The 18,489-nt window shown below is 65.1% G+C and carries 19 protein-coding genes; 6 read left to right on the top strand and 13 right to left on the bottom strand.

Annotated elements, in window-relative coordinates:
• The first annotated feature begins 4 nt into the window (after window positions 1-4).
• The 4 genes from VGE27_RS02045 (at window position 5) to katG (ending at window position 4,789) form a co-directional block, all read left to right on the top strand.
• Window positions 5-667: an alpha/beta hydrolase gene (locus VGE27_RS02045; RefSeq protein WP_345787965.1), complete on the top strand. Its 663-nt coding sequence runs from the start codon at window positions 5-7 to the stop codon at window positions 665-667.
• 70 nt (window positions 668-737) lie between these two features.
• Window positions 738-1,565 (top strand): alpha/beta hydrolase, encoded by an 828-nt coding sequence (locus VGE27_RS02040; RefSeq protein ID WP_331047963.1) that lies wholly within the window; start codon window positions 738-740, stop codon window positions 1,563-1,565.
• Between the two features lie 46 nt (window positions 1,566-1,611).
• The gene (locus VGE27_RS02035) at window positions 1,612-2,400 is read left to right on the top strand and encodes an MBL fold metallo-hydrolase (protein WP_345787964.1); all 789 of its coding nucleotides are present in this window, start codon (window positions 1,612-1,614) and stop codon (window positions 2,398-2,400) included.
• 178 nt (window positions 2,401-2,578) lie between these two features.
• Window positions 2,579-4,789 (top strand): catalase/peroxidase HPI, encoded by a 2,211-nt coding sequence (gene katG / locus VGE27_RS02030; RefSeq protein WP_331047961.1) that lies wholly within the window; start codon window positions 2,579-2,581, stop codon window positions 4,787-4,789.
• A gap of 88 nt (window positions 4,790-4,877) precedes the next feature.
• On the opposite strand, the gene VGE27_RS02025 is transcribed toward katG, so the two are convergent.
• The 4 genes from VGE27_RS02025 to VGE27_RS02010 all read right to left on the bottom strand — a co-directional run bounded on the left by VGE27_RS02025 (window position 4,878) and on the right by VGE27_RS02010 (window position 7,095).
• Window positions 4,878-5,438 carry a nitroreductase gene (locus VGE27_RS02025; protein WP_331047960.1) on the bottom strand — a complete coding sequence of 187 codons (561 nt, stop codon included), beginning with the start codon at window positions 5,436-5,438 and terminating at the stop codon, window positions 4,878-4,880.
• Between the two features lie 79 nt (window positions 5,439-5,517).
• Entirely contained in the window at window positions 5,518-6,078 is a 561-nt protein-coding gene (locus tag VGE27_RS02020; protein WP_331047959.1) for a hypothetical protein, read from the bottom strand.
• A gap of 10 nt (window positions 6,079-6,088) precedes the next feature.
• The gene (locus VGE27_RS02015) at window positions 6,089-6,505 is read right to left on the bottom strand and encodes a hypothetical protein (protein ID WP_331047958.1); all 417 of its coding nucleotides are present in this window, start codon (window positions 6,503-6,505) and stop codon (window positions 6,089-6,091) included.
• Between the two features lie 104 nt (window positions 6,506-6,609).
• Entirely contained in the window at window positions 6,610-7,095 is a 486-nt protein-coding gene (locus VGE27_RS02010) for a TspO/MBR family protein (RefSeq protein WP_345787963.1), read from the bottom strand.
• Between the two features lie 228 nt (window positions 7,096-7,323).
• On the opposite strand from VGE27_RS02010, the gene VGE27_RS02005 reads away from it, so the two are divergent.
• Complete coding sequence (locus VGE27_RS02005; RefSeq protein ID WP_331047956.1) at window positions 7,324-8,580, top strand: aminoacetone oxidase family FAD-binding enzyme; 1,257 nt, start codon at window positions 7,324-7,326, stop codon at window positions 8,578-8,580.
• 31 nt (window positions 8,581-8,611) lie between these two features.
• On the opposite strand, the gene uppS is transcribed toward VGE27_RS02005, so the two are convergent.
• The 5 genes from uppS to VGE27_RS01980 all read right to left on the bottom strand — a co-directional run bounded on the left by uppS (window position 8,612) and on the right by VGE27_RS01980 (window position 12,837).
• The gene (uppS, locus tag VGE27_RS02000) at window positions 8,612-9,379 is read right to left on the bottom strand and encodes a polyprenyl diphosphate synthase (RefSeq protein ID WP_331047955.1); all 768 of its coding nucleotides are present in this window, start codon (window positions 9,377-9,379) and stop codon (window positions 8,612-8,614) included.
• Window positions 9,380-9,456: 77 nt separating this feature from the next.
• Window positions 9,457-9,831: a VOC family protein gene (locus VGE27_RS01995; protein WP_331047954.1), complete on the bottom strand. Its 375-nt coding sequence runs from the start codon at window positions 9,829-9,831 to the stop codon at window positions 9,457-9,459.
• Window positions 9,832-9,852: 21 nt separating this feature from the next.
• Entirely contained in the window at window positions 9,853-10,695 is an 843-nt protein-coding gene (locus VGE27_RS01990; protein WP_331047953.1) for a hypothetical protein, read from the bottom strand.
• A gap of 129 nt (window positions 10,696-10,824) precedes the next feature.
• Window positions 10,825-11,640 carry a hypothetical protein gene (locus VGE27_RS01985; RefSeq protein WP_331047952.1) on the bottom strand — a complete coding sequence of 272 codons (816 nt, stop codon included), beginning with the start codon at window positions 11,638-11,640 and terminating at the stop codon, window positions 10,825-10,827.
• Window positions 11,641-11,721: 81 nt separating this feature from the next.
• Complete coding sequence (locus VGE27_RS01980) at window positions 11,722-12,837, bottom strand: serine hydrolase domain-containing protein (protein WP_331047951.1); 1,116 nt, start codon at window positions 12,835-12,837, stop codon at window positions 11,722-11,724.
• A gap of 296 nt (window positions 12,838-13,133) precedes the next feature.
• On the opposite strand from VGE27_RS01980, the gene VGE27_RS01975 reads away from it, so the two are divergent.
• Window positions 13,134-14,237: a hypothetical protein gene (locus tag VGE27_RS01975; RefSeq protein WP_331047950.1), complete on the top strand. Its 1,104-nt coding sequence runs from the start codon at window positions 13,134-13,136 to the stop codon at window positions 14,235-14,237.
• Between the two features lie 10 nt (window positions 14,238-14,247).
• On the opposite strand, the gene VGE27_RS01970 is transcribed toward VGE27_RS01975, so the two are convergent.
• The 4 genes from VGE27_RS01970 to VGE27_RS01955 all read right to left on the bottom strand — a co-directional run.
• On the bottom strand, window positions 14,248-15,261 hold the full coding sequence (locus tag VGE27_RS01970; protein ID WP_331047949.1) for a bestrophin family protein: 1,014 nt from the start codon (window positions 15,259-15,261) through the stop codon (window positions 14,248-14,250).
• 8 nt (window positions 15,262-15,269) lie between these two features.
• Window positions 15,270-16,802 carry a serine hydrolase gene (locus tag VGE27_RS01965; protein ID WP_331047948.1) on the bottom strand — a complete coding sequence of 511 codons (1,533 nt, stop codon included), beginning with the start codon at window positions 16,800-16,802 and terminating at the stop codon, window positions 15,270-15,272.
• A 64-nt stretch (window positions 16,803-16,866) separates the two neighbouring features.
• On the bottom strand, window positions 16,867-17,649 hold the full coding sequence (locus tag VGE27_RS01960) for an AraC family transcriptional regulator (RefSeq protein ID WP_331047947.1): 783 nt from the start codon (window positions 17,647-17,649) through the stop codon (window positions 16,867-16,869).
• Between the two features lie 39 nt (window positions 17,650-17,688).
• On the bottom strand, window positions 17,689-18,489 hold an 801-nt coding region (locus VGE27_RS01955; protein ID WP_331047946.1), incomplete at its 5' end, for an ATP-binding cassette domain-containing protein.

Below are 18,489 nucleotides of genomic sequence, written 5' to 3'. Positions count from 1 at the left end.
CACGATCACCACGCCCGACGGCACGCAGATCTACTACAAGGACTGGGGCACCGGCCCGGTGGTGATGTTCAGTCACGGCTGGCCACTGAATGCCGACAGCTGGGAAGCGCAGATGTTGTTCCTGGCCAACAAGGGCTTCCGTTGCATCGCGCATGACCGGCGCGGTCACGGCCGGTCCACGCAGACCTGGCACGGCAATGAGATGGACACGTATGCCGACGACCTCGCCGCGCTGATCACCGCGCTCGACGTGAAGGACGTCACGCTGATCGGTTTCTCCACCGGCGGCGGGGAAGTGGCCCGGTACATCGGCCGGCACGGCACGAGCCGAGTGAAGCAGGTGGTGCTGGTGGCCGCGGTGCCCCCGTTCATGCTCAAGACCGCCGACAATCCGGATGGTGTGCCCATCGAGGTGTTCGATGGCATTCGCGCCGGTTCGCTGGCCGATCGTTCGCAGCTGTACCGCGATCTCGATGCGATCGACGTACCCGCGCTGGTCATTCACGGTGATGACGATCAGGTCGTGCCGTTCGCGGTGGGCGGCAAGGCGTCGGCCGCGCGCATCCGCAACGCCAAGCTCGTGGTCTACCCGGGCGCGCCGCACGGCATCACCGATACGCACAAGGACCAGCTGAGCAACGATCTGCTGGCGTTCCTCACGGCCTGAGCACGAAGTACCGGCGCGATGGCGTCGGCATCTGTTCTTCCCCATCTCACGCACCGCCTCCGGAGCCCGTATGTCCGCCAACGGCAAGCCCGATACCATCATTCTCGTTCACGGCTTCTGGGTCACCCCACGAAGCTGGGAACACTGGATCTCCCGCTACGAAGCGCGTGGCTATCGCGTGATTGCGCCGGCCTATCCCGGCTTCGAAGTGGAAGTCGAAGCCCTCAATCAGGATCCCACGCCCATCGAGCAGGTCACGGTGCCGCAGATCATCGCGCGCCTCGAGGAGATCGTGAAGTCGCTCGACACGCTGCCGATTCTCATGGGCCATTCGGCCGGTGGCGTGTTCGTGCAGCGCCTGCTCGACAAGGGGCTTGGTGCGGTGGGTGTCGCCATGAACTCCGCACCCACCGAGGGTGTGCTCGTTGCGCCGTTTTCGCAGCTCAAGTCTACATTCCCGGTACTCAAGAATCCGTCCAACCGACACAAGGCGGTTGGGTTCACGCACGAACAGTGGCACTACGCGTTCACGAACACGTTCAGCGAAGCCGATTCGCGCGCGATGTACGAGCGGTATCACGTGCCGGCGTCGGGCGCGATCTTCTGGGACAGTGTGCTGGCCAATGTCACGCCCGGTCACCAGGAGACCTGGGTGGACTACCACAACGATGCGCGTCCGCCGCTGCTGTTCATCTCCGGTGGTGAGGACAACCTCATGCCACCCGCGGTGCAGCGCTCCAACGCCAAGCACTACAAGTCCAACACGGTGACCGAGGTGAAGGAGTTCGAGGGTTTCGCGCACCTGCTGCCCGCGCAGAAGGGGTGGGAGCAGATCGCCGACTACGCACTCGACTGGGCCATCCAGCACGCCCGCACAAGCCCCGTGCGCGCAGTCTGACACTCCCCATGCATCAACAGGCGTCATGATGACCGTGATGACCACGATGGATCGCATCCACGTCACGCACATCGGCGGACCGACGACGCTCATCGAAGTCGGTCCATGGCGCCTGCTCACCGACCCCACGTTCGATCCCCCCGGCCGGCGCTACAACTTCGGCTGGGGGTCTGCGTCGACGAAGCTCGCAGGACCGGCCATCGCGGTGAGCGACCTGCCGCCCATCGACGCGGTGCTGCTCTCTCACGACCAGCACGCCGACAATCTCGACACGGCCGGGCGTGCACTGCTGCCCCGCGCTCGTCATGTGATCACCACCACCGCCGGCGCCCGACGCTTGCGTGGAAACGCCATCGGCCTCGCGCCCTGGCAGGAGACCACGCTGGCCGCCTCCGACAAACCACCCCTTCGCATCACCGCCACGCCGTGCCGGCATGGCGCACCGCTGGTCGCGAAGCTGGCCGGTGACGTGATTGGGTTCGCGCTGCAGTGGGAAGGCCAGCGCTACGGCGCGCTTTGGATCTCCGGCGACACGGTCATGTTCAGCGGCGTGCACGAAGTGCCGCGGCGACTCCCCATTGGCGCGCTGCTCCTGCATCTGGGCGGCGTGCATTTCGGCATCACCGGCCCCCTGCGTTACACCGCGCGGGCACAGGAGCTGGCCGCATTCTGCACGCTCAGCGGCGCGCGCACCGTGGTGCCCATCCACTACGAAGGCTGGTCGCACTTCGAGGGCGAAGCGGCCTACTCCGACGCCATGGCGTCTCTGGGTCCGGCGCTGCAGACCACCGTCCAGCCGATCCGCCCGGGGGAGCGCATCGAAGTCGCGACATAGTGGATACCAAGATATTGCGTTTTCCTATATCAAATATTGCAGTTGAGTCATTGGCGCCTATCGCTTCATTGCGTATCATTACGGATCTTCGCCCAGACTGCGGCGATTCCGTCGCGCACGGTTTGCGCACCGCCCGCTGTCTGGCACCCACCCTGCTCCGCTCCGGGGACGTACGATTATGGAAGGACATTCTGCTGCATCCGGGGGCAAGTGCCCGGTCGATCATGGTTCGATGAAGGCGACGTCCATTGGCGCCCGTTCGAATCGCGACTGGTGGCCCAATCAGCTCAACCTCGCGATGCTGCATCAGAACTCGCCGCAGGCCGACCCCATGGGCACGGCCTTCAACTACGCGGAAGAGTTCAAGACGCTCGATCTCGCCGCCGTGAAGCAGGACCTGCACGCGCTGATGACGGATTCGCAGGACTGGTGGCCGGCCGACTTCGGTCACTACGGCCCGCTCTTCATCCGCATGGCGTGGCACAGTGCCGGCACCTACCGCACCGGCGACGGCCGCGGTGGCGGTGGCTCGGGCACGCAGCGCTTTGCGCCGCTCAATAGCTGGCCCGACAACGGCAATCTCGACAAGGCCCGCCGCCTCCTGTGGCCGATCAAGCAGAAGTACGGCAAGAAGCTGTCGTGGGCCGACCTCATGATCCTCGCCGGCAACGTGGCTCTCGAGTCGATGGGCTTCAAGACCTTCGGCTTTGCTGGTGGCCGCGCCGACGTGTGGGAGCCCGAGCAGGACATTTACTGGGGCGCCGAATCCAAGTGGCTCGACGACAAGCGCTACTCGGGTGACCGCAACCTCGAGAACCCGCTGGCGGCCGTGCAGATGGGTCTCATCTATGTGAACCCGGAAGGCCCGAACGGCAATCCGGACCCGATCGCCGCCGCGCGGGATATCCGCGAGACGTTCGCCCGCATGGCCATGAACGATGAAGAGACCGTGGCGCTCATCGCCGGCGGTCACACGTTCGGCAAGACACACGGCGCCGGTGATGCCGCGCTCGTGGGTGTGGAACCGGAAGGTGGTGATATCGAAGCGCAGGGCTTCGGCTGGCTGAGCACGCACGCCAGCGGCAAGGGCGGCGACGCGATCACCAGCGGCCTCGAAGTCACGTGGACCTCCACGCCGACCAAGTGGAGCAACAACTTCTTCTGGAACCTGTTCGGCTACGACTGGGAGCTCACGAAGAGCCCGGCCGGTGCCCATCAGTGGACGCCGAAGCATGGTCAGGGCGCGAACTCCGTGCCCGATGCACACGACGCCACCAAGCGTCATGCACCGGCAATGCTCACCACCGACCTGTCGCTGCGCTTCGATCCCGAATACGAAAAGATCTCGCGCCGCTTCCACGAGAACCCCGAGCAGTTCGCCGACGCCTTCGCGCGCGCGTGGTTCAAGCTCACGCACCGTGACATGGGCCCGCGCTCGCGCTACCTCGGCGCCGAAGTCCCGGCCGAAGAACTGATCTGGCAGGACCCGATTCCTGCGGTCGACCACGATCTCGTGGATGCGCAGGACGTGGCCACGCTCAAGGGCAAGATCCTCGCCTCGGGTTTGACGACGCAGGAACTGGTGTCCACCGCGTGGGCCTCGGCCTCCACGTTCCGTGGCTCGGACAAGCGTGGCGGCGCCAACGGCGCGCGCATCCGTCTTGCGCCGCAGAAGGATTGGGAAGCCAACAACCCCGCGCAGCTCACCAAGGTGCTCGGCACCCTCGAGAGCATTCAGCAGGCGTTCAACGCGTCGCAGGCCGGCAAGAAGAAGGTGTCGCTGGCCGACCTGATCGTCATCGGCGGTAACGCCGCCGTCGAGCAGGCCGCGAAGCAGGGCGGCGTCACGGTGTCGGTGCCGTTCACGGCCGGCCGCATGGACGCATCGCAGGAGCAGACGGACGTGGAATCGTTCGGCGTACTGGAGCCGGTGGCCGATGGCTTCCGCAACTACCAGAAGGCGGCGTACAGCGTGCCGTCGGAAGCGTTGCTGGTGGACAAGGCACAGCTGCTCACGCTCACCGCGCCCGAGATGACGGTGCTGGTGGGTGGCCTGCGTGCACTCGACGCGAACGTGGGTGGCGCCAAGCACGGCGTGTTCACGTCGCGCCCCGGCACGTTGAGCAATGACTTCTTCGTCAACCTGCTCGACATGGGTACGGCGTGGAAGTCGACGTCGGCCGCGCAGGATGTGTTCGAAGGCCGCGACCGTGCGACCGGTGAGGTGAAGTGGACCGGCACGCGCGCGGACCTGGTGTTCGGTTCCAACTCCATCCTGCGCGCTCTCGCCGAAGTGTATGGCAGCAGCGATGCGCAGGAATCGTTCGTGCATGACTTCGTGGCCGCATGGACCAAGGTCATGAACCTCGATCGCTTCGACGTGGCGTAAGCCGCGAGAGCGGAAAAACAACGGGGCGCTTCGGCTGATGCCGGAGCGCCCCGTTGTTTTGTGGTCAGACCGATGTTCAGTCGACTGTTCAGTCGACCCAGTGCGTGAGTTCCGTTGCCGGACGGCGCGTCTTCTCCGGCGGCTGCTCGGCCGGTTCACCGACGGTCAGCACCGCGACGATGCGTTCACCCTCGGGTACGCCCACTGCGGCACGCGCGGCGGGATCGTCCATGATGGCACCGCTGCGGATGTACGTGCCAAGGCCATGCGCGACGGCCGAGATGCAGAGATTCTCCACCGCCATCATCGTGGCGGCGTAGTCTTCTTCACGGATTTCGGCGTTTTCGTTCAGCGTCATGGCCACGACCACCATGCACGGCCACGCGCGATGTGAGTCGCTGGTGTCCTTGCGCATCTTGTCGGCCTGCGCTTCATCGGTGGCCTTCTTCGCCTTGCGATTGCCGAGTGCGAGTCCGTAGCCCGCGCGGCCTTCGGGGCCGAGCACATAGAAGCGCCACGGCTGCGTCAGGCGGTGATTGGGCGCCAGGTTGGCGTCGTGAAAGAGCGGCTCGAGATCTTCACGGGTGATGGCGCGGTCCGTGAACGTGCGGATCGAGCGGCGGGCAGCAATGGCGTGCGAAACGTGCATGGAGGTCCCAGACAGAGGCGATGGAGCACAGGTAGACCAAAACTAGTCGGAAGTCCGACCGATCTCGCCTGTTGCCGCGTCACGCGCAGCCTTCGACCCACTCCACTTCCGGGAAGAGGCCGATACGGAATCGGGCGACCTTCCCGCCGGTGAGCTCCACCACCAAGCGCTGCAGTGAATCCTGTGGCGCGAGCGGCTTCACGATCAGGTATTCCCCCGCTTCGTACTTGTGCGGTTGGCGCGTGGCCTTGGCGCCGTACAGCGAATCGGCGCGCGCAGCCGTCTGCCCGACCTCAAGCCCCTCCACCGTGGGCGTGCCGGGCTGCATGACATCGACGCGCTTGAGCACACCGCCCACGAACATGACCATCACGCCATTGGGAGCAGTCTCCCACTTGGCGTACTCACACTGATCCGGTGCGCTGGGCGACGGCACCGTGAGCGCGCCGTTGGTGACCTTGCCGGCGTCGGCGGTCGTCATGCCAAGTGCAAGCGGACCAAAGCCATGAGCCGTGATGAACTGCGATGCGGCGGCGGCCGCCGTGTCGGGGATCGCCGCGGCTACCGTGTCTGCCGGTGCATGATCCGCGGTGGTGCAGGCAGCCAGCACACATACCAGAGCGATCGGTGTGACACGCATGGGAGTTTTCCTAGCGAACAGTGAATGAGGCGGAGGTCACCGAACTGGATTCAGTCGATAGTACGAGCCGATAGATGCCGGATTCCTGCACGTGAGTACGTTGTTCCCGGCGCGCCGCAGACTCGAGGGGTACGGGGTCCATGGGATTGATCGCGGGACATACGGTCGTCGCATAGGTCTCCCACGCTTTGCCTTCGCGCCGCTCCACCGTGATCGAAAGCGATGCCCCGCACCGGTTGACACGAACCGACTCGGTCCCGCGGTTTTCCACCACAAATGGCACTTCCGCCACCCCGCGATCATTGCGGGCAAACGACGATGCCACATCGATGTACACCGGTCCAGAAGGCGCGGCAGGATCAGAGCACCCCGCGCTCGTGAAAAGCAGCACGCCCGCGAGCAACGCCTTCGTCATTGTTTTGCTCATGACAGAATCCCGGTGGTAGTCACTGCCAGCCCCGCCGGTCACCGAGACTGGGTGATCCGCGTTCCCTCTCCCCACAACAATGTCCGCAACCCGGTGGTCACCCACTACAGCAACCCCGGGTTCCGCTGCCATGCCGAATAGGCGAGCGCCGTCGCGAAGCTGACCCACGCGAGGTACGGCACGAGCATCAACGCTGCCGACGGCCGAATCCGCTTGAACAGCAGAATAGTGGCCACGATCAGCAGCCACAGCACCACGATGTTCACGAAGGCCAATGCCCCGCGATGCCAGGCGAAGAACACCCAGCTCCACAGTGCGTTCACGACCAACTGCAGCACGAACACGCCGATCGCGACATCCGCGCCCGGTGCATTGCGCCGCTGCCACACCATCCAGGCCGCGATCGCCATCATGGTGTAGAGCACGGTCCAGACCGGTCCAAAGACCGATGCGGGCGGTGCCCACGAGGCGAGCGACAATTGTGCGTAGAACACCGGCGCATCGCGTGTCGCCATGGCGCCGATGTAGGCCGTCGCAAAACACAGAATGAGCCAGATTATGAGTGCAGGGATGTCACGAGTCTTGGACATGGTCGACATGTTCGTTCCCGGAAGCAGCGTGAGTACTATGCGAGCGGCCACGGTGGGAGGGACCTGCGCCAGATCCAACAGCGCGTCCCCTGCGGCAGGGTTCCTGTCACACCCTGAGGCCACTGGTGTGTTCCCCGATCAGGGACGCCGTGCCGGGCCCGACCGGGCATACCGTTAGCCACGGTCTCCGCCCATACTCCCTGTGGCGCCACTGCTTCCAGAGGCGCCGTGTCTTCCTCACGGGCTGGTGCAATGCGGCGGGTGGTGGTGATCGGTGCGGGGGCTGCGGGCACGATGGCAGCCATCTTTGCAGCCGCAGGTGGTGCCGAGACGATCCTGCTGGAGCGCACCAGAGATGGTGGCCGCAAGATCCTCATCAGCGGTGGCGGGCGCTGCAACGTGCTGCCGGCTCGACTCGATGAATCGCGGTTTGTGACCGACTCATCGCCCAACACGCTGCGCAAGATCGTGCGCGCATGGCCGCTGGCCGAGCAGATCGCATTCTTCGAGCAGGAGGTGGGCATCGCACTCGAAGAAGAAGTGGAGTCGGTGAAGTTGTTTCCGGCATCGCACAAGGCGCGCGATGTACGCGATGGCCTGCTCGACCTCGCGGCACGCCGCGGTGTGCAGCTCCGCACCGAGACGATGGTCACCGACATCGTGCGCGAAGGTGATGGATGGTCGGTGCATGTGGCCGACGACATTCCATTGCACGCCGACGCCGTCATCGTGGCCACCGGTGGCCTGTCTGTACCGAATACTGGTAGCGATGGCACCGGTCTGCGTCTGCTCACGAAGCTCGGGCATGTGGTGCATCCCACCTACGCGGCGCTCACGCCCGTCACATCGGATGCGGCGAACTACGCCGAGTTGAGCGGCATCTCGCTCGAGGTCACCCTGTCGGCGCGTGATGAGACACGATCGGCATCGGCGACAGGCGGATTTCTTTTCACGCACCGCGGCTACAGTGGACCTTCGGTGCTGAACGTGTCGCATGTGGTGGTGCGCTCGCGCCTCGAGGGCGGCGACCCGCGGGCCGGCGTGCGTGTGAAGTGGACCGCGCACGATGAGGCCGCGTGGGAGACGCTGCTCAAGCCACAGGGCACTCGGCAGGTGAGCACTGCCGTGCGTGGCGAAATGCCCGAGCGACTCACCGCCGTATTGCTGGCGCAGGCCCGCGTGGAACCCACACGTCTGCTGGCCGAACTCACGCGCGAGGAGCGTCGGCGCCTGCTCGACACGCTGGTGCGCGGTGAACTGCCGTGGAACGGCGATGAAGGCTACAAGAAGGCCGAGGTCACGGGCGGTGGTGTGCGGTTGTCGGAGATCGATCCGCGCACCATGGAGAGCCGCATCAACACGGGACTGTACCTGTGCGGCGAAGTACTCGACGCGTTTGGCCCGATCGGCGGTTACAACTTTTTGTGGGCCTGGGCCACGGGGCGCGCAGCGGGAATGGGAGCCGCGCGTCCTCCCGAGACCTGACAGTCAATGACTGACGGTCAACGATTGACGTTCAGCGCGCCGGTGTGAGCGACGGCGTGTTCGTGCCGGGGATCTCGATGGTCTCCGGCGCGGGCACCGCCCCATAGCGACGATCACGCTTCGCGAAATCAGCGAACACCGCGTCGAGCTCGCTCATCGCGAGGTCTGGAAAGTTCACGTCGAGAAACGCGAGCTCTGCGTACGCGCACTCCCACAACAGGAAGTCCGACAGGCGCCGCTCGCCGCCCGTGCGCACCAGCAGGTCCACCGGCGGCAGAATGGTCTCGCCCGTGAGCGCTGTATCCGGGGCGGGCATGGCGGCGGGGCCCACCGCCAGCGCCTTCTGCATGGACACGCGGCTGGAATAGTCCACCGCCACGCGCAGGTGCATGCGCTTGCCGCCCGCGGTACGCTGCTCCGCCACAGCGATCGCCTCGACCAGCGGCTGGGGCAGTCGATCACGGCGGCCGATGATGGAGAGGCGGATGCCGTGTTTGATGAGCGATGCGAGCTGACGCTCGAGGTGCGACGCGAACAGGTCGAACAGGAAGCCCACTTCTTCCCGCGGCCGCTTCCAGTTGTCACTCGAGAAGGCGTAGAGCGTCAATTGACTGACACCCAACCGGGCGCAGTGGGTGACGATCTCCTTCACGGTGTGGGCGCCCCGCACATGACCCATCCATCGGGGGCGTCCGCGGCTGGTCGCCCAGCGGCCATTGCCGTCCATGATGATGGCCACGTGTCCCGGCACGACGGCGGGGACGGTGCGGGCGGATTTCCGGAAGCGATTGGTGGGCATGGGGACCAAGCTTATCCGCACCAAGCGGCATCGTCAAGTCCTTTGTGCTACAAAGTCAACCGGCCTATTCGGCCTGGCTACCCTGCCGCCCCGGCGAACAGCAGGAGATTCCCGTCCGGGTCGCGGACCATGAACGTGCGCGCGCCCCACGGCTCGGTGCGGAGCGCCTGGGCGAACACCACACCGGCCTCGACATACTCGGCGTTCACCGCGGCCACGTCGTCCACGGTGAACGTGACACTGAGCAGTTCGTCTTCGCCCTCACCATGGGACATCAACGCGTCCACATGCCGCAGGTTGAGGCGGGCGCCATCGCGAAACACCTGCGCATAGAACGGCGGTTCGCCGTACTCGAATGCCAGATGAAAGCCGAGTGACCGCGTGTAAAACGTGATCGCCGCCTTCAAATCGCACACGCCCAACTGCGGCTCGGCGCCGATGAAACGCGTCATGGTTCACTCCTGTCCATACGCCTACTTCGCCGACGTCTCCGGAATCGTGCGCGCCGGACGCGACGCCGTGTACGGCTTGCCCGCAGAGAATACCCCCTCGAATCCGTCGCGCAGCGTGCGATCGAGCACGATACCCCGCGCCGGAACCGGTTCACGTGCCGGCATGTCGTACGCAATGCATCCCGCCGACCGGTCGCCATTCGGCGCACTGCACCCCCAATACTGGCCACCGGGGCGCGCGAAGGTGAGGGCAATGGTCTCGCCATCGGTCAGCAACTGACCCGTGGCCGGGAACGGCGGGTTCTGTGAACTCCAGGGTGTCTTGCCCGCGTGCCCTGCGCCCGTGAGCGCGACCACCAGCCCGCCAGAGACGCGCGCCCGCGCATCCATGAGCCCCTGCGCCAGCGCCGCCTCCCGCTCACGCGAGACCGCCGGCGTGGGCACACGATCAAAGGCCACGATGGACACGCGCTTGCCAGCCCGCTTGAGCTGACGCGCCATGTCGATCATCTCGAGCACCGCGACGGTGGTACGACCTTCTGCCACCTGCCACGCCGGGCCGGTCAGCAGCGCGGCACGTGCCGCCGGACCACCGTCGGACACGAGGTAGGCATCGAGCGTGGCCTGGTTGTCGGGCGTGAACTCCACGCCGAGGATCACGGGGCGATCCTTCATGGCGGCAGCGCACAGAGCGTCGGCCGCGATCTGCGGCATCTCGACGGTACCGTGGTATTCACCCACGAGCAGGTAGTTGAGCTGCTTCGTGGCCAGCACGGCATCGAGGCCGGGCAATGACTGACAGGTGACGGGAGCCGTCGCGGCGGAAACAAAGGGCAGCGCGAAGGCCAGCAAGTATTCAAGCATGCGGGGCAATCCTGCAGATGAGGGCGGGGAGAAGACGCGCCATACGACATCCAACGGCGCGCGATGGTTTCCCCTCAGGGATCCACGGCGCCGGCGCGTCCCTGCCCTACCCGCGGCGGGATTCTGCTGTCACCGCACCAGCGAGCCGGGCGGCGCCAGCAAGCGCGCCGTCGCATCAATCTCCTTGGTCCCAATCAAGTCCACACCAGCCGCAAACAACGCCGCATGCACCTCGGCATTTGCAGGCACATTGTGCACACGCAACAGCCGATCAGGGAACGCCGCTTTGCTCGCACGTATCGCTTCCGTCCAGCGCCTGCGGCCTGCGGCGGTGCGCCACCACCGACCAACCGTCTTGCCATAGTCCACACTCAACAGTCGCACACGCGAATCGAGTTCCCACACCGCGTCGGCTTTGGCAATCCGCTGCTGCAAGCCTGGAAGGGAATCGGCAGGCTCGCTGGCGATAAGTGGATGCCATCCGACGAGAATGATGTCGAGCGGCGCGCGGCGATTGTCGGGGCCGCGAACCCAGAGATGCGTATATCGTCGTAACACCATCAGCAACGCGTCGTACGTGGCCGGCGATACTTCCTTGATCTCCACCGCCAGAAAGAACGGGCGTTCCGGCGAACTCCAGGCGCTGCAGCGCGCGATCACGTCGGCGAGCGGCGCGAGATACACCGAGTCGAGCGTGCCACCGGATCGTGCGGCCCGGCGATCGTGCCCGACACGCAACACACCATCGATCAGAAAGACATCGGCTTCGACACCACGGTAGCCGAGTGACAGCGCGTCGAGCAGTGGACGCGCGCGCTCGTAGTCGTTGTGGGAATACGCTGGCAGCGTTGGCTCAGGGCATGCGGGCTGCGCTACGGCCTCATTGGCGACACCGGTAGCGGCCAGCGCACAGGCCAACCGCGTGGTGTTCAGAAACCGGCGCACGCTTCAACTCGCAATGTGCTGTGACTCCGCGGTGCGATGCGAATGCATCGATTTTCACGGCAAACAGGGTCGACATGCCGACTAGAGGCTCGCGAGAAATGATAGCTGGTCGGAGCCGGTCACCGCACGCACGATACGCTGATAGACCGCAAAGCCGCCTGCCGCATTCGCAAGGATCACCAGTGCCCGCCCGCTGCCGCAATCAGAGGATCGCTCGATCCCGGAGTAGGCGGTGAAGCGGCCATTGTTGTTGCCTTCGTGCCCGCAGCGATCGACCTCACCTTGCCGTTCGACATTCCAACCCAGCCCCCAGGCAAGTGCACTGCCTGGGCGCACCGGCATGATGGGCGTCAGCATGGCGTCGCGCTCCCGGTCACGCAGCATCCATGGCTGCGACGACGTGCGCGAGGCGACGATCTGCAGGAAGCGGGCATAGTCCTGCGCGGTGGTCAGCATGCTGCTCGCGGCGTTGGCAAACCGCACACGTCGCGCAGGGTTGCCCGGATCCAATTCGGCTGCCGCGCGCAACCACTCTTCATGTCGCCATGCCCGCAACGGGATCCCCCAGGTCGTCGCCCGCGGTGCGATCATCGAGAGCACCCCGCGTGTACCGTGACCGTTGTCGGGCCGACCGTCGCTGTGTCCGTGCACAAGACGGGAAACCATCGATTCGTCGAGGGTGAACGCGCTGTTGCGCATGCCCGCCGGATCGAACAGCGTCGTGCGCACAAAGGCATCCAAACCCTGTCTCGTGATGCGCTCCACCACGAGTTGTAACCAGAATATGCCTTCGCCTGAATAGCGAAACCGGGTGCCCGGATCAAAAGCCGGTTTCAACGTGTCCGGCTTGCCGTCATCGCCCCAGTTCGGCAAACCAGAGGTGTGCGACAGGACATGACGGACAGTGATGCGATCGATGCGGGCATCATTGGGCAGGTATGCGGGCCGATGATACTCCACCAACGGTCGGTCGAGCGACAGCGTGCCCGCCTGTACGAGCTGCAGCACCGCATAGGCAAACACGGCCTTGCTCATCGAAGCCGCCTCGAAGAGCGAATCATCCGTCACCGGTGCGCGCGTGCTGCTGTTGGTCACGCCAAAGTTCGCGCTCCAGGCTACCCGGTCATGCTCCACAACCGCCATGGCCAACCCCGGAACCCCCGCCAGATCCATCCAGGCCGGGATGGACTCCAGCACTGAGTCTGCGGGGACCCAGGACCGCGGTCGGCTCGGTACAGGCAACGATGACTGAATCGACGCGCGAGGCGCGCAACCGGTAGTCAGCGCGATCGCCGAGGAGGCCAGCAGAAATTGACGACGATCGACCGGAGACATTGGGAGGGGCAGGGCGACACGGCGATGGTGAGCTCTCTCTGGACAGTGCGAGCACCTCCAGAGGTTTGACTCATCCTGTCCGGACGGCTCGCGGTGACGAATGCCCTGGACCTGCCGTCTTTCGGGGAGACTCATTCCCCTCCCTCATGACAATGCCCATGCGCCTCACGTCTGCGCTGTGCCCCGCATTGTGTTCCCTACTTGCGCCCATCGTGCTCTCGGCGCAGCCTGCGCCTCGCACGCCATCGACGGCTTTGCGTGGAGCGCAGGCGGTGACGCTCGAACAGAATGGCGAGCCACTCGAACTGGTATCACTGGCAGGTGTTCGTGTGACACGGAGCGGCAGTGTGCTCTTCGCCGATTCCAAGCCTATCACGGTGCGCGCAAGAACAGGACGCGACGGCGTCATCACGTCGATCGCTCGCGAAGGAGCCGGGCCGGGTGAGTTCCGCAACGCACCTGAATTTGTGGGCTACCGGGGAGATTCGATCGCCGCTTTCGATGGCAGACTGCGGAGATGGTCGTTGCTTTCACCGGCCGGCAGCTACGCGCGAACGCTCGGAGACGGAACGGAAGCCGACCGCTTCTCGACGGCCGCCGCGTGGGTTGGGCGCGGAGCCCTCGTCTTCAACGCGTCCATCGAAGAAGGGAGTGCCCCGCTCGCCACCATCGTCGCGGGCGTGGCAGCCGAAGTGTCACGCGCAGTCAATCGTCCCGGCCTGCCGGTGGTGATTCGTCAGACCAACAACGGCGACCTGTGGGCCGCGTCAACGGTCTTCGCCACCACCTGGCGCGTCTTCGATCGTGCCGGACGGCCGCGCTTTGCTGCGACATTCGAACGCCCGTTTCGTTTTCAGTTTGCCAATGACACCGTCGCGATCGGCCAGTCGACCGACGAGGACGACCTCCCCCTCATCGTGGCACTGCCGCTGCGGCGCGCACCCGCTGCCAGGGGCAACCCGGGTGCAGCCCTCCAGACCGCACCCGTCACGGCCGAGAAGCGCACACAGCTCACCAAACTGTTGCAGCAGTTGGTCATGAAGCAGGAAATGGCCTACGCAGACTCCTCGCGCTACACGACAACACTGAGTCGGCTGCGGATAGACATTCCCGCAGGCGTGCACCTCGCCATCCTCGACGCCACGGCTCGCGGCTGGTTTGCCATGGCCACCGACCAGGCCACCGGGGCCACCTGTGCGATGGGTGTCGGATTTACCCTCGTCATCGGCTGGAGCGAAGGCCAACCGTACTGCTCGAACTGAGGTCCCGCGCTCAGATCTGAATGAGATGCTGCGGGGCGATCGGCGCAGGGATGTCCGTTTCCCCCAGCATCTCGCGCAGGTCGATCTCGATGGTGCGGCTGAGTGTGGTGATGGGCGTGTCGTTGGCGTTGCCTTCGAATGGATTCTCGGTGGCTTCGCCAACGCGCTCGATGGCCGTGAATACCCAACCGATCAGAAAGCCCACCGGAATGGTGAGCCACACCTGCCACGTCCCCATCTTTGCAAACTCGTTCAGCAAGCCGAGTGGCGTGAGCCATACGAACAGACGTACAAAGAACTTGCTGATCGTCGCGTACTGCCGCGGATACGGATAGTTCTTGATGCGCTCGGCGCGGCCCTGATGATCGTAAAACTCCTGCAGCACTCGCTCCATGGCGATGTGATGATAGGCGTCGAGCGTGCCATCGGCATGCAACGCAGCGAGTTGCCGTCCCTGCAGGGCGATACTGTGCGTGGCGCGGTTGGTACCCGCAAGCACATGGCGGTAGTCGTCGTCTGACAGCAGCGGCCGCAGCATGTCTTCCAGCTTGTCCACGCGCTCGGGAATGACGAAGTGCGTGCGCTGGTACTCCGAATTGCTGTGCAGCACCATCGACTCCCATTGACGGGGCTGACGCAACTGAAAGCGCAACGCCGTCAACCAGGCGATGTGCCGGTGCACCAGCTGTGTGCGAACGGCCGCCGCGGCGGGTTCACTCAGCGAGTTGCCAGCACGCACGAAGTCCATCACCAGCAGTCCCCATGACCGGCTGCTGTTCACGATGGCGCCGTAGATCTGCCGGGACTCCCAGGCGCGCGCATACGTGGCGTTGTTGCGAAAGCCGGCAATGAACGCCGATGCCGTACCGATGAGTGCAATCGGCACCCACGGCAGGGCCAACCAGGTGCAGCCGAGCAGCGTGTACAGCAGCGTGGGTGCGGTGGCCCCGACGATCAGCCAGAAGCTGTCGTAGCGGGACCAGTGAACAAACTCGATCAGCGTGTACTGCCGGCCGATGTGCATGTCGGGGGCTAGTGGGGGTCGGCGCGCCGGGTGAACTGAATGCCGTTGAGCGTGAGCGCAGGAGTCATGGCCGCCGCACTCGCTGCAAAATTGAGCACCATCCCGCTACCCGCCAGTTCGATGCGATAGCGTGAGCCAGTGGTGTCCATGGGAACGGCCTCCCCCCGCATCGCTCCCCACTGGAAGTACAACCCGGCATCGCGCCGCTGCACGACCATCGCGCCATAGCCGTTGGCCTCATACCGACCCACCAGCTCCGCCACGGGTCGCACCACCGCGAGGCGCTTTCGGGCCTGCATGGTCGAGTCGAACGCAGCAGCTTCCCGCTTCGCCTCGCCGAGCTGCTCCGCCAGCTGGTTCAGACGCTGGGTCGCGCGAGTGCGTGCCTCCGGCTTGCCCGCCTCGAGATCGTAGGCCAGGGCGGCCACGATGTCGGTGAAAGAAGAACCGACACCGCCCGTGCTCATCGCGACGACGCCCATGCGTCGACGCGGCAGGAATGAGAGGTGCGACCGCGTGGCGTCGTAGCTGCCAAACCGGCTCACCATGGGCTCCCCTTCGTAGCGCCCGAGGTCCCATCCCGCGCCCCAGCCGTCGCGGTCGAAGTACGCGAATCGCTTTCCGTTCTCCCGAGTCTGTCGCGCGATCAACTGTTGACCGAGCACGACCGCCTCCTTCGGAAACACCTGTCGTCCGTCGATCATGCCAGAATCCATCTGCACAATGGTCCACCGCGCCAGGTCGTGCAGCGTGGCGAGATGACCACCGGCCGAGTTCATGGTGACATCGGTCTTGTAGAACGGCGACGTCGTGTAGCGGCCGTTGGCCAGCAGACGGTGTGGTCGCGCGATGCGGCGCGTGTCGAGACCGGAGACATGAGCAAAGGTCTGCCGCATGCCCGCCGGGCGATACACCTGCTGCTCGAGGTAGCGACGCCACCCTCCCGGCTGCAGCCGGTCGATCACCATGGCAGCCACATTGTAGCCGAAGTTGCTGTAGACGAGATCCTGATTGCCGCTGGGTGAGGCCAGCACCAGGAGCGACGGCCACTGTGATTCCGGTACCTCGCCCGTGAATGCGGCCGACATCACCACCGCATTGTCATTCAGGTGGTGGGTGTGGGCGAGAAAGTTCGCGAGTGTCAGCGAATCGGCGTGTGCGCCGGCATGCCACGACACGCCGGGAAGCAATGACGGGATGGGCGCGTCAAACCGGAGTGCACCACGCTGGGCCAGCAGCGCCACGCCAAATCCGGTGAGCGACTTGCTCGTGGATGCCACGTACCACAGCGTCTGGTCGTTGGCCTTCACACCGGCCGTCGCGTCGATTGCACCAAAGGCGCGCTGGTAGATGGTGCGCCCATCCATCGTGATCGCGATACCCAGCGCCGGCGCCACGCCCAGCGTCATGCCCCGGATGGCGAGCGAATCCACGGCCGCCGCAATCTCTGCGGGCTTGGGTCGGGCTTCCTGTGCGTCGAGAAGCGGGGCAGCAGCAACAGACAACGCAAACATGACCTGAACCAGCAGACGTATCGACATCCTGAGCTCGGCAAATGGGAGGACCGCAGTATCACGCGGCGCGCTCCACGCACACTTGAATTCCCTAAACCGTCGTTCGCGGTCCCGCCGTTTCGAGCAACCGGCGGTACCGTCCGGGCGTGGCGCCGAGCGCTCGGCGTACATCGCGGCAGAGATGCGCCTCATCAGCGTAGCCACAATCCTGCGCTACCAGAGAAAGCCGTGTGGGGCTGTTGGCGACCGCGTGCATGGCGTGTCGCAGGCGTTCGTGCCTGAGCAAATCGCCCAGGCCACGGCCATACCAGCGGCGCACGCACCGGGCGAGATACACCGGGTGTACATGCGCGCTGTGGGCCAATGCCGCGCCCGTGAGCTCCGGGCGCCACTCGTCGCGCAGCCGATCGATGGTCTCCGACAACCACACCGGCGGCGCGCCCTGCGGCTCGTGGGTGCGCCGCGCCGTGAACGCCGCGACGAGATCGAGCAGATCACCATCGTCGGCCGCAAAGGCCTGCGTACCACGCTGGCGTCGCTCGATGAGCCGCAGGAAAGGACGGGCCACCAGCGGTTCCCTCGTCCACCGCCACGCGACCGCGCGGGCAGGGTCGTCGACGAGTGCATCCATGGTGCCCTTGGGCAAAGAGAGTCGCGCCAGACGGGCCCCGTCGGCGCCCCAGGCGTTGGCGTGCCGCACGCCGGCGTCTTTCACCACCACACTGAGCGGGCCCGCGTGTTCGGTGGTGCGTCCGACGGTTTCCGTCAGCCCGCCCCGCAGCACGACACTGAAATGCAGGCTGTCGTGCTCATGCGCCGCCTGTCGGGCGGCAGCGCGATAGTCATCGATGAACAGATGCAGCAACGGGGGCATGCAGGACACTACGCCTTGCATACCCCCGGAGATTCGTCCTCAGCCGACGTACGCCGCCAGGTGTTTTCCGGTGAGCGTCGCCTTCTTCTTCACCAGTTCTGCGGGCGTGCCTTCGAATACCACCTTGCCACCATCATGACCGGCGCCGGGCCCCAGATCGATGATCCAATCGGCATGGGCCATCACCGCCTGATGATGTTCGATCACGATCACCGACTTGCCTGAATCGACCAACCGATCAAGCATGCCGAGCATCTGCTCCACGTCGGCCAGGTGCAGGCCGGTGGTGGGCTCGTCCAGCACGTACACGCCCCCGTCTTCGCTCATGTAGGTGGCGAGCTTGAGACGCTGCCGTTCGCCACCAGAGAGCGTGGTGAGCGGCTGTCCCAACCGCAGGTAGCCCAATCCCACATCGGCCATGCGCTGCAGGATCACATGCGCGGCGGGCGTGTGCGCGTCGCCCGTGGCGAAGTACTCCACCGCATCCTTCACCGGCAGGTCCAGCACCTCGGCGATATTCAGTCCGCCGAGTGTGTATTCCAGCACGGCTGCCTGAAAGCGCTTGCCCTCGCACTCTTCGCACACCGAGGTGACACCGGCCATCATGCCCAGGTCGGTGTAGATGACACCCGCGCCATTGCACGTGGCACACGCACCTTCGGAGTTGGCGCTGAACAACGCCGGCTTCACACCGTTGGCTTTCGCGAACGCCTTGCGAATGGGTTCCAGCAATCCGGTGTAGGTGGCGGGGTTGCTGCGACGCGAACCGCGAATGGCCGACTGGTCTACCGTGACCACACCGGGCTTGCCACTCACCGACCCGTGAATGAGCGAGCTCTT

The organism is Gemmatimonas sp., from assembly GCF_036405635.1.
Taxonomy (GTDB): Bacteria; Gemmatimonadota; Gemmatimonadetes; order Gemmatimonadales; family Gemmatimonadaceae; genus Gemmatimonas.
This window is presented reverse-complemented; position numbering and strand designations above follow the sequence as displayed.

What these genes read in the sequence shown, in the direction of transcription:
- VGE27_RS02040 (WP_331047963.1), top strand. Translation starts at nt 738, where the DNA reads ATGTCCGCCAACGGCAAGCCCGATACCATCATTCTCGTTCACGGCTTC.
- VGE27_RS02035 (WP_345787964.1), top strand. Translation starts at nt 1,612, where the DNA reads ATGGATCGCATCCACGTCACGCACATCGGCGGACCGACGACGCTCATC.
- katG (WP_331047961.1), top strand. Translation starts at nt 2,579, where the DNA reads ATGGAAGGACATTCTGCTGCATCCGGGGGCAAGTGCCCGGTCGATCAT.
- VGE27_RS02025 (WP_331047960.1), bottom strand. Translation starts at nt 5,438, where the DNA reads ATGCACGTTTCGCACGCCATTGCTGCCCGCCGCTCGATCCGCACGTTC.
- VGE27_RS02020 (WP_331047959.1), bottom strand. Translation starts at nt 6,078, where the DNA reads ATGCGTGTCACACCGATCGCTCTGGTATGTGTGCTGGCTGCCTGCACC.
- VGE27_RS02015 (WP_331047958.1), bottom strand. Translation starts at nt 6,505, where the DNA reads ATGAGCAAAACAATGACGAAGGCGTTGCTCGCGGGCGTGCTGCTTTTC.
- VGE27_RS02010 (WP_345787963.1), bottom strand. Translation starts at nt 7,095, where the DNA reads ATGTCCAAGACTCGTGACATCCCTGCACTCATAATCTGGCTCATTCTG.
- uppS (WP_331047955.1), bottom strand. Translation starts at nt 9,379, where the DNA reads ATGCCCACCAATCGCTTCCGGAAATCCGCCCGCACCGTCCCCGCCGTC.
- VGE27_RS01995 (WP_331047954.1), bottom strand. Translation starts at nt 9,831, where the DNA reads ATGACGCGTTTCATCGGCGCCGAGCCGCAGTTGGGCGTGTGCGATTTG.
- VGE27_RS01990 (WP_331047953.1), bottom strand. Translation starts at nt 10,695, where the DNA reads ATGCTTGAATACTTGCTGGCCTTCGCGCTGCCCTTTGTTTCCGCCGCG.
- VGE27_RS01975 (WP_331047950.1), top strand. Translation starts at nt 13,134, where the DNA reads ATGCGCCTCACGTCTGCGCTGTGCCCCGCATTGTGTTCCCTACTTGCG.
- VGE27_RS01970 (WP_331047949.1), bottom strand. Translation starts at nt 15,261, where the DNA reads ATGCACATCGGCCGGCAGTACACGCTGATCGAGTTTGTTCACTGGTCC.
- VGE27_RS01965 (WP_331047948.1), bottom strand. Translation starts at nt 16,802, where the DNA reads ATGTCGATACGTCTGCTGGTTCAGGTCATGTTTGCGTTGTCTGTTGCT.
- VGE27_RS01960 (WP_331047947.1), bottom strand. Translation starts at nt 17,649, where the DNA reads ATGCCCCCGTTGCTGCATCTGTTCATCGATGACTATCGCGCTGCCGCC.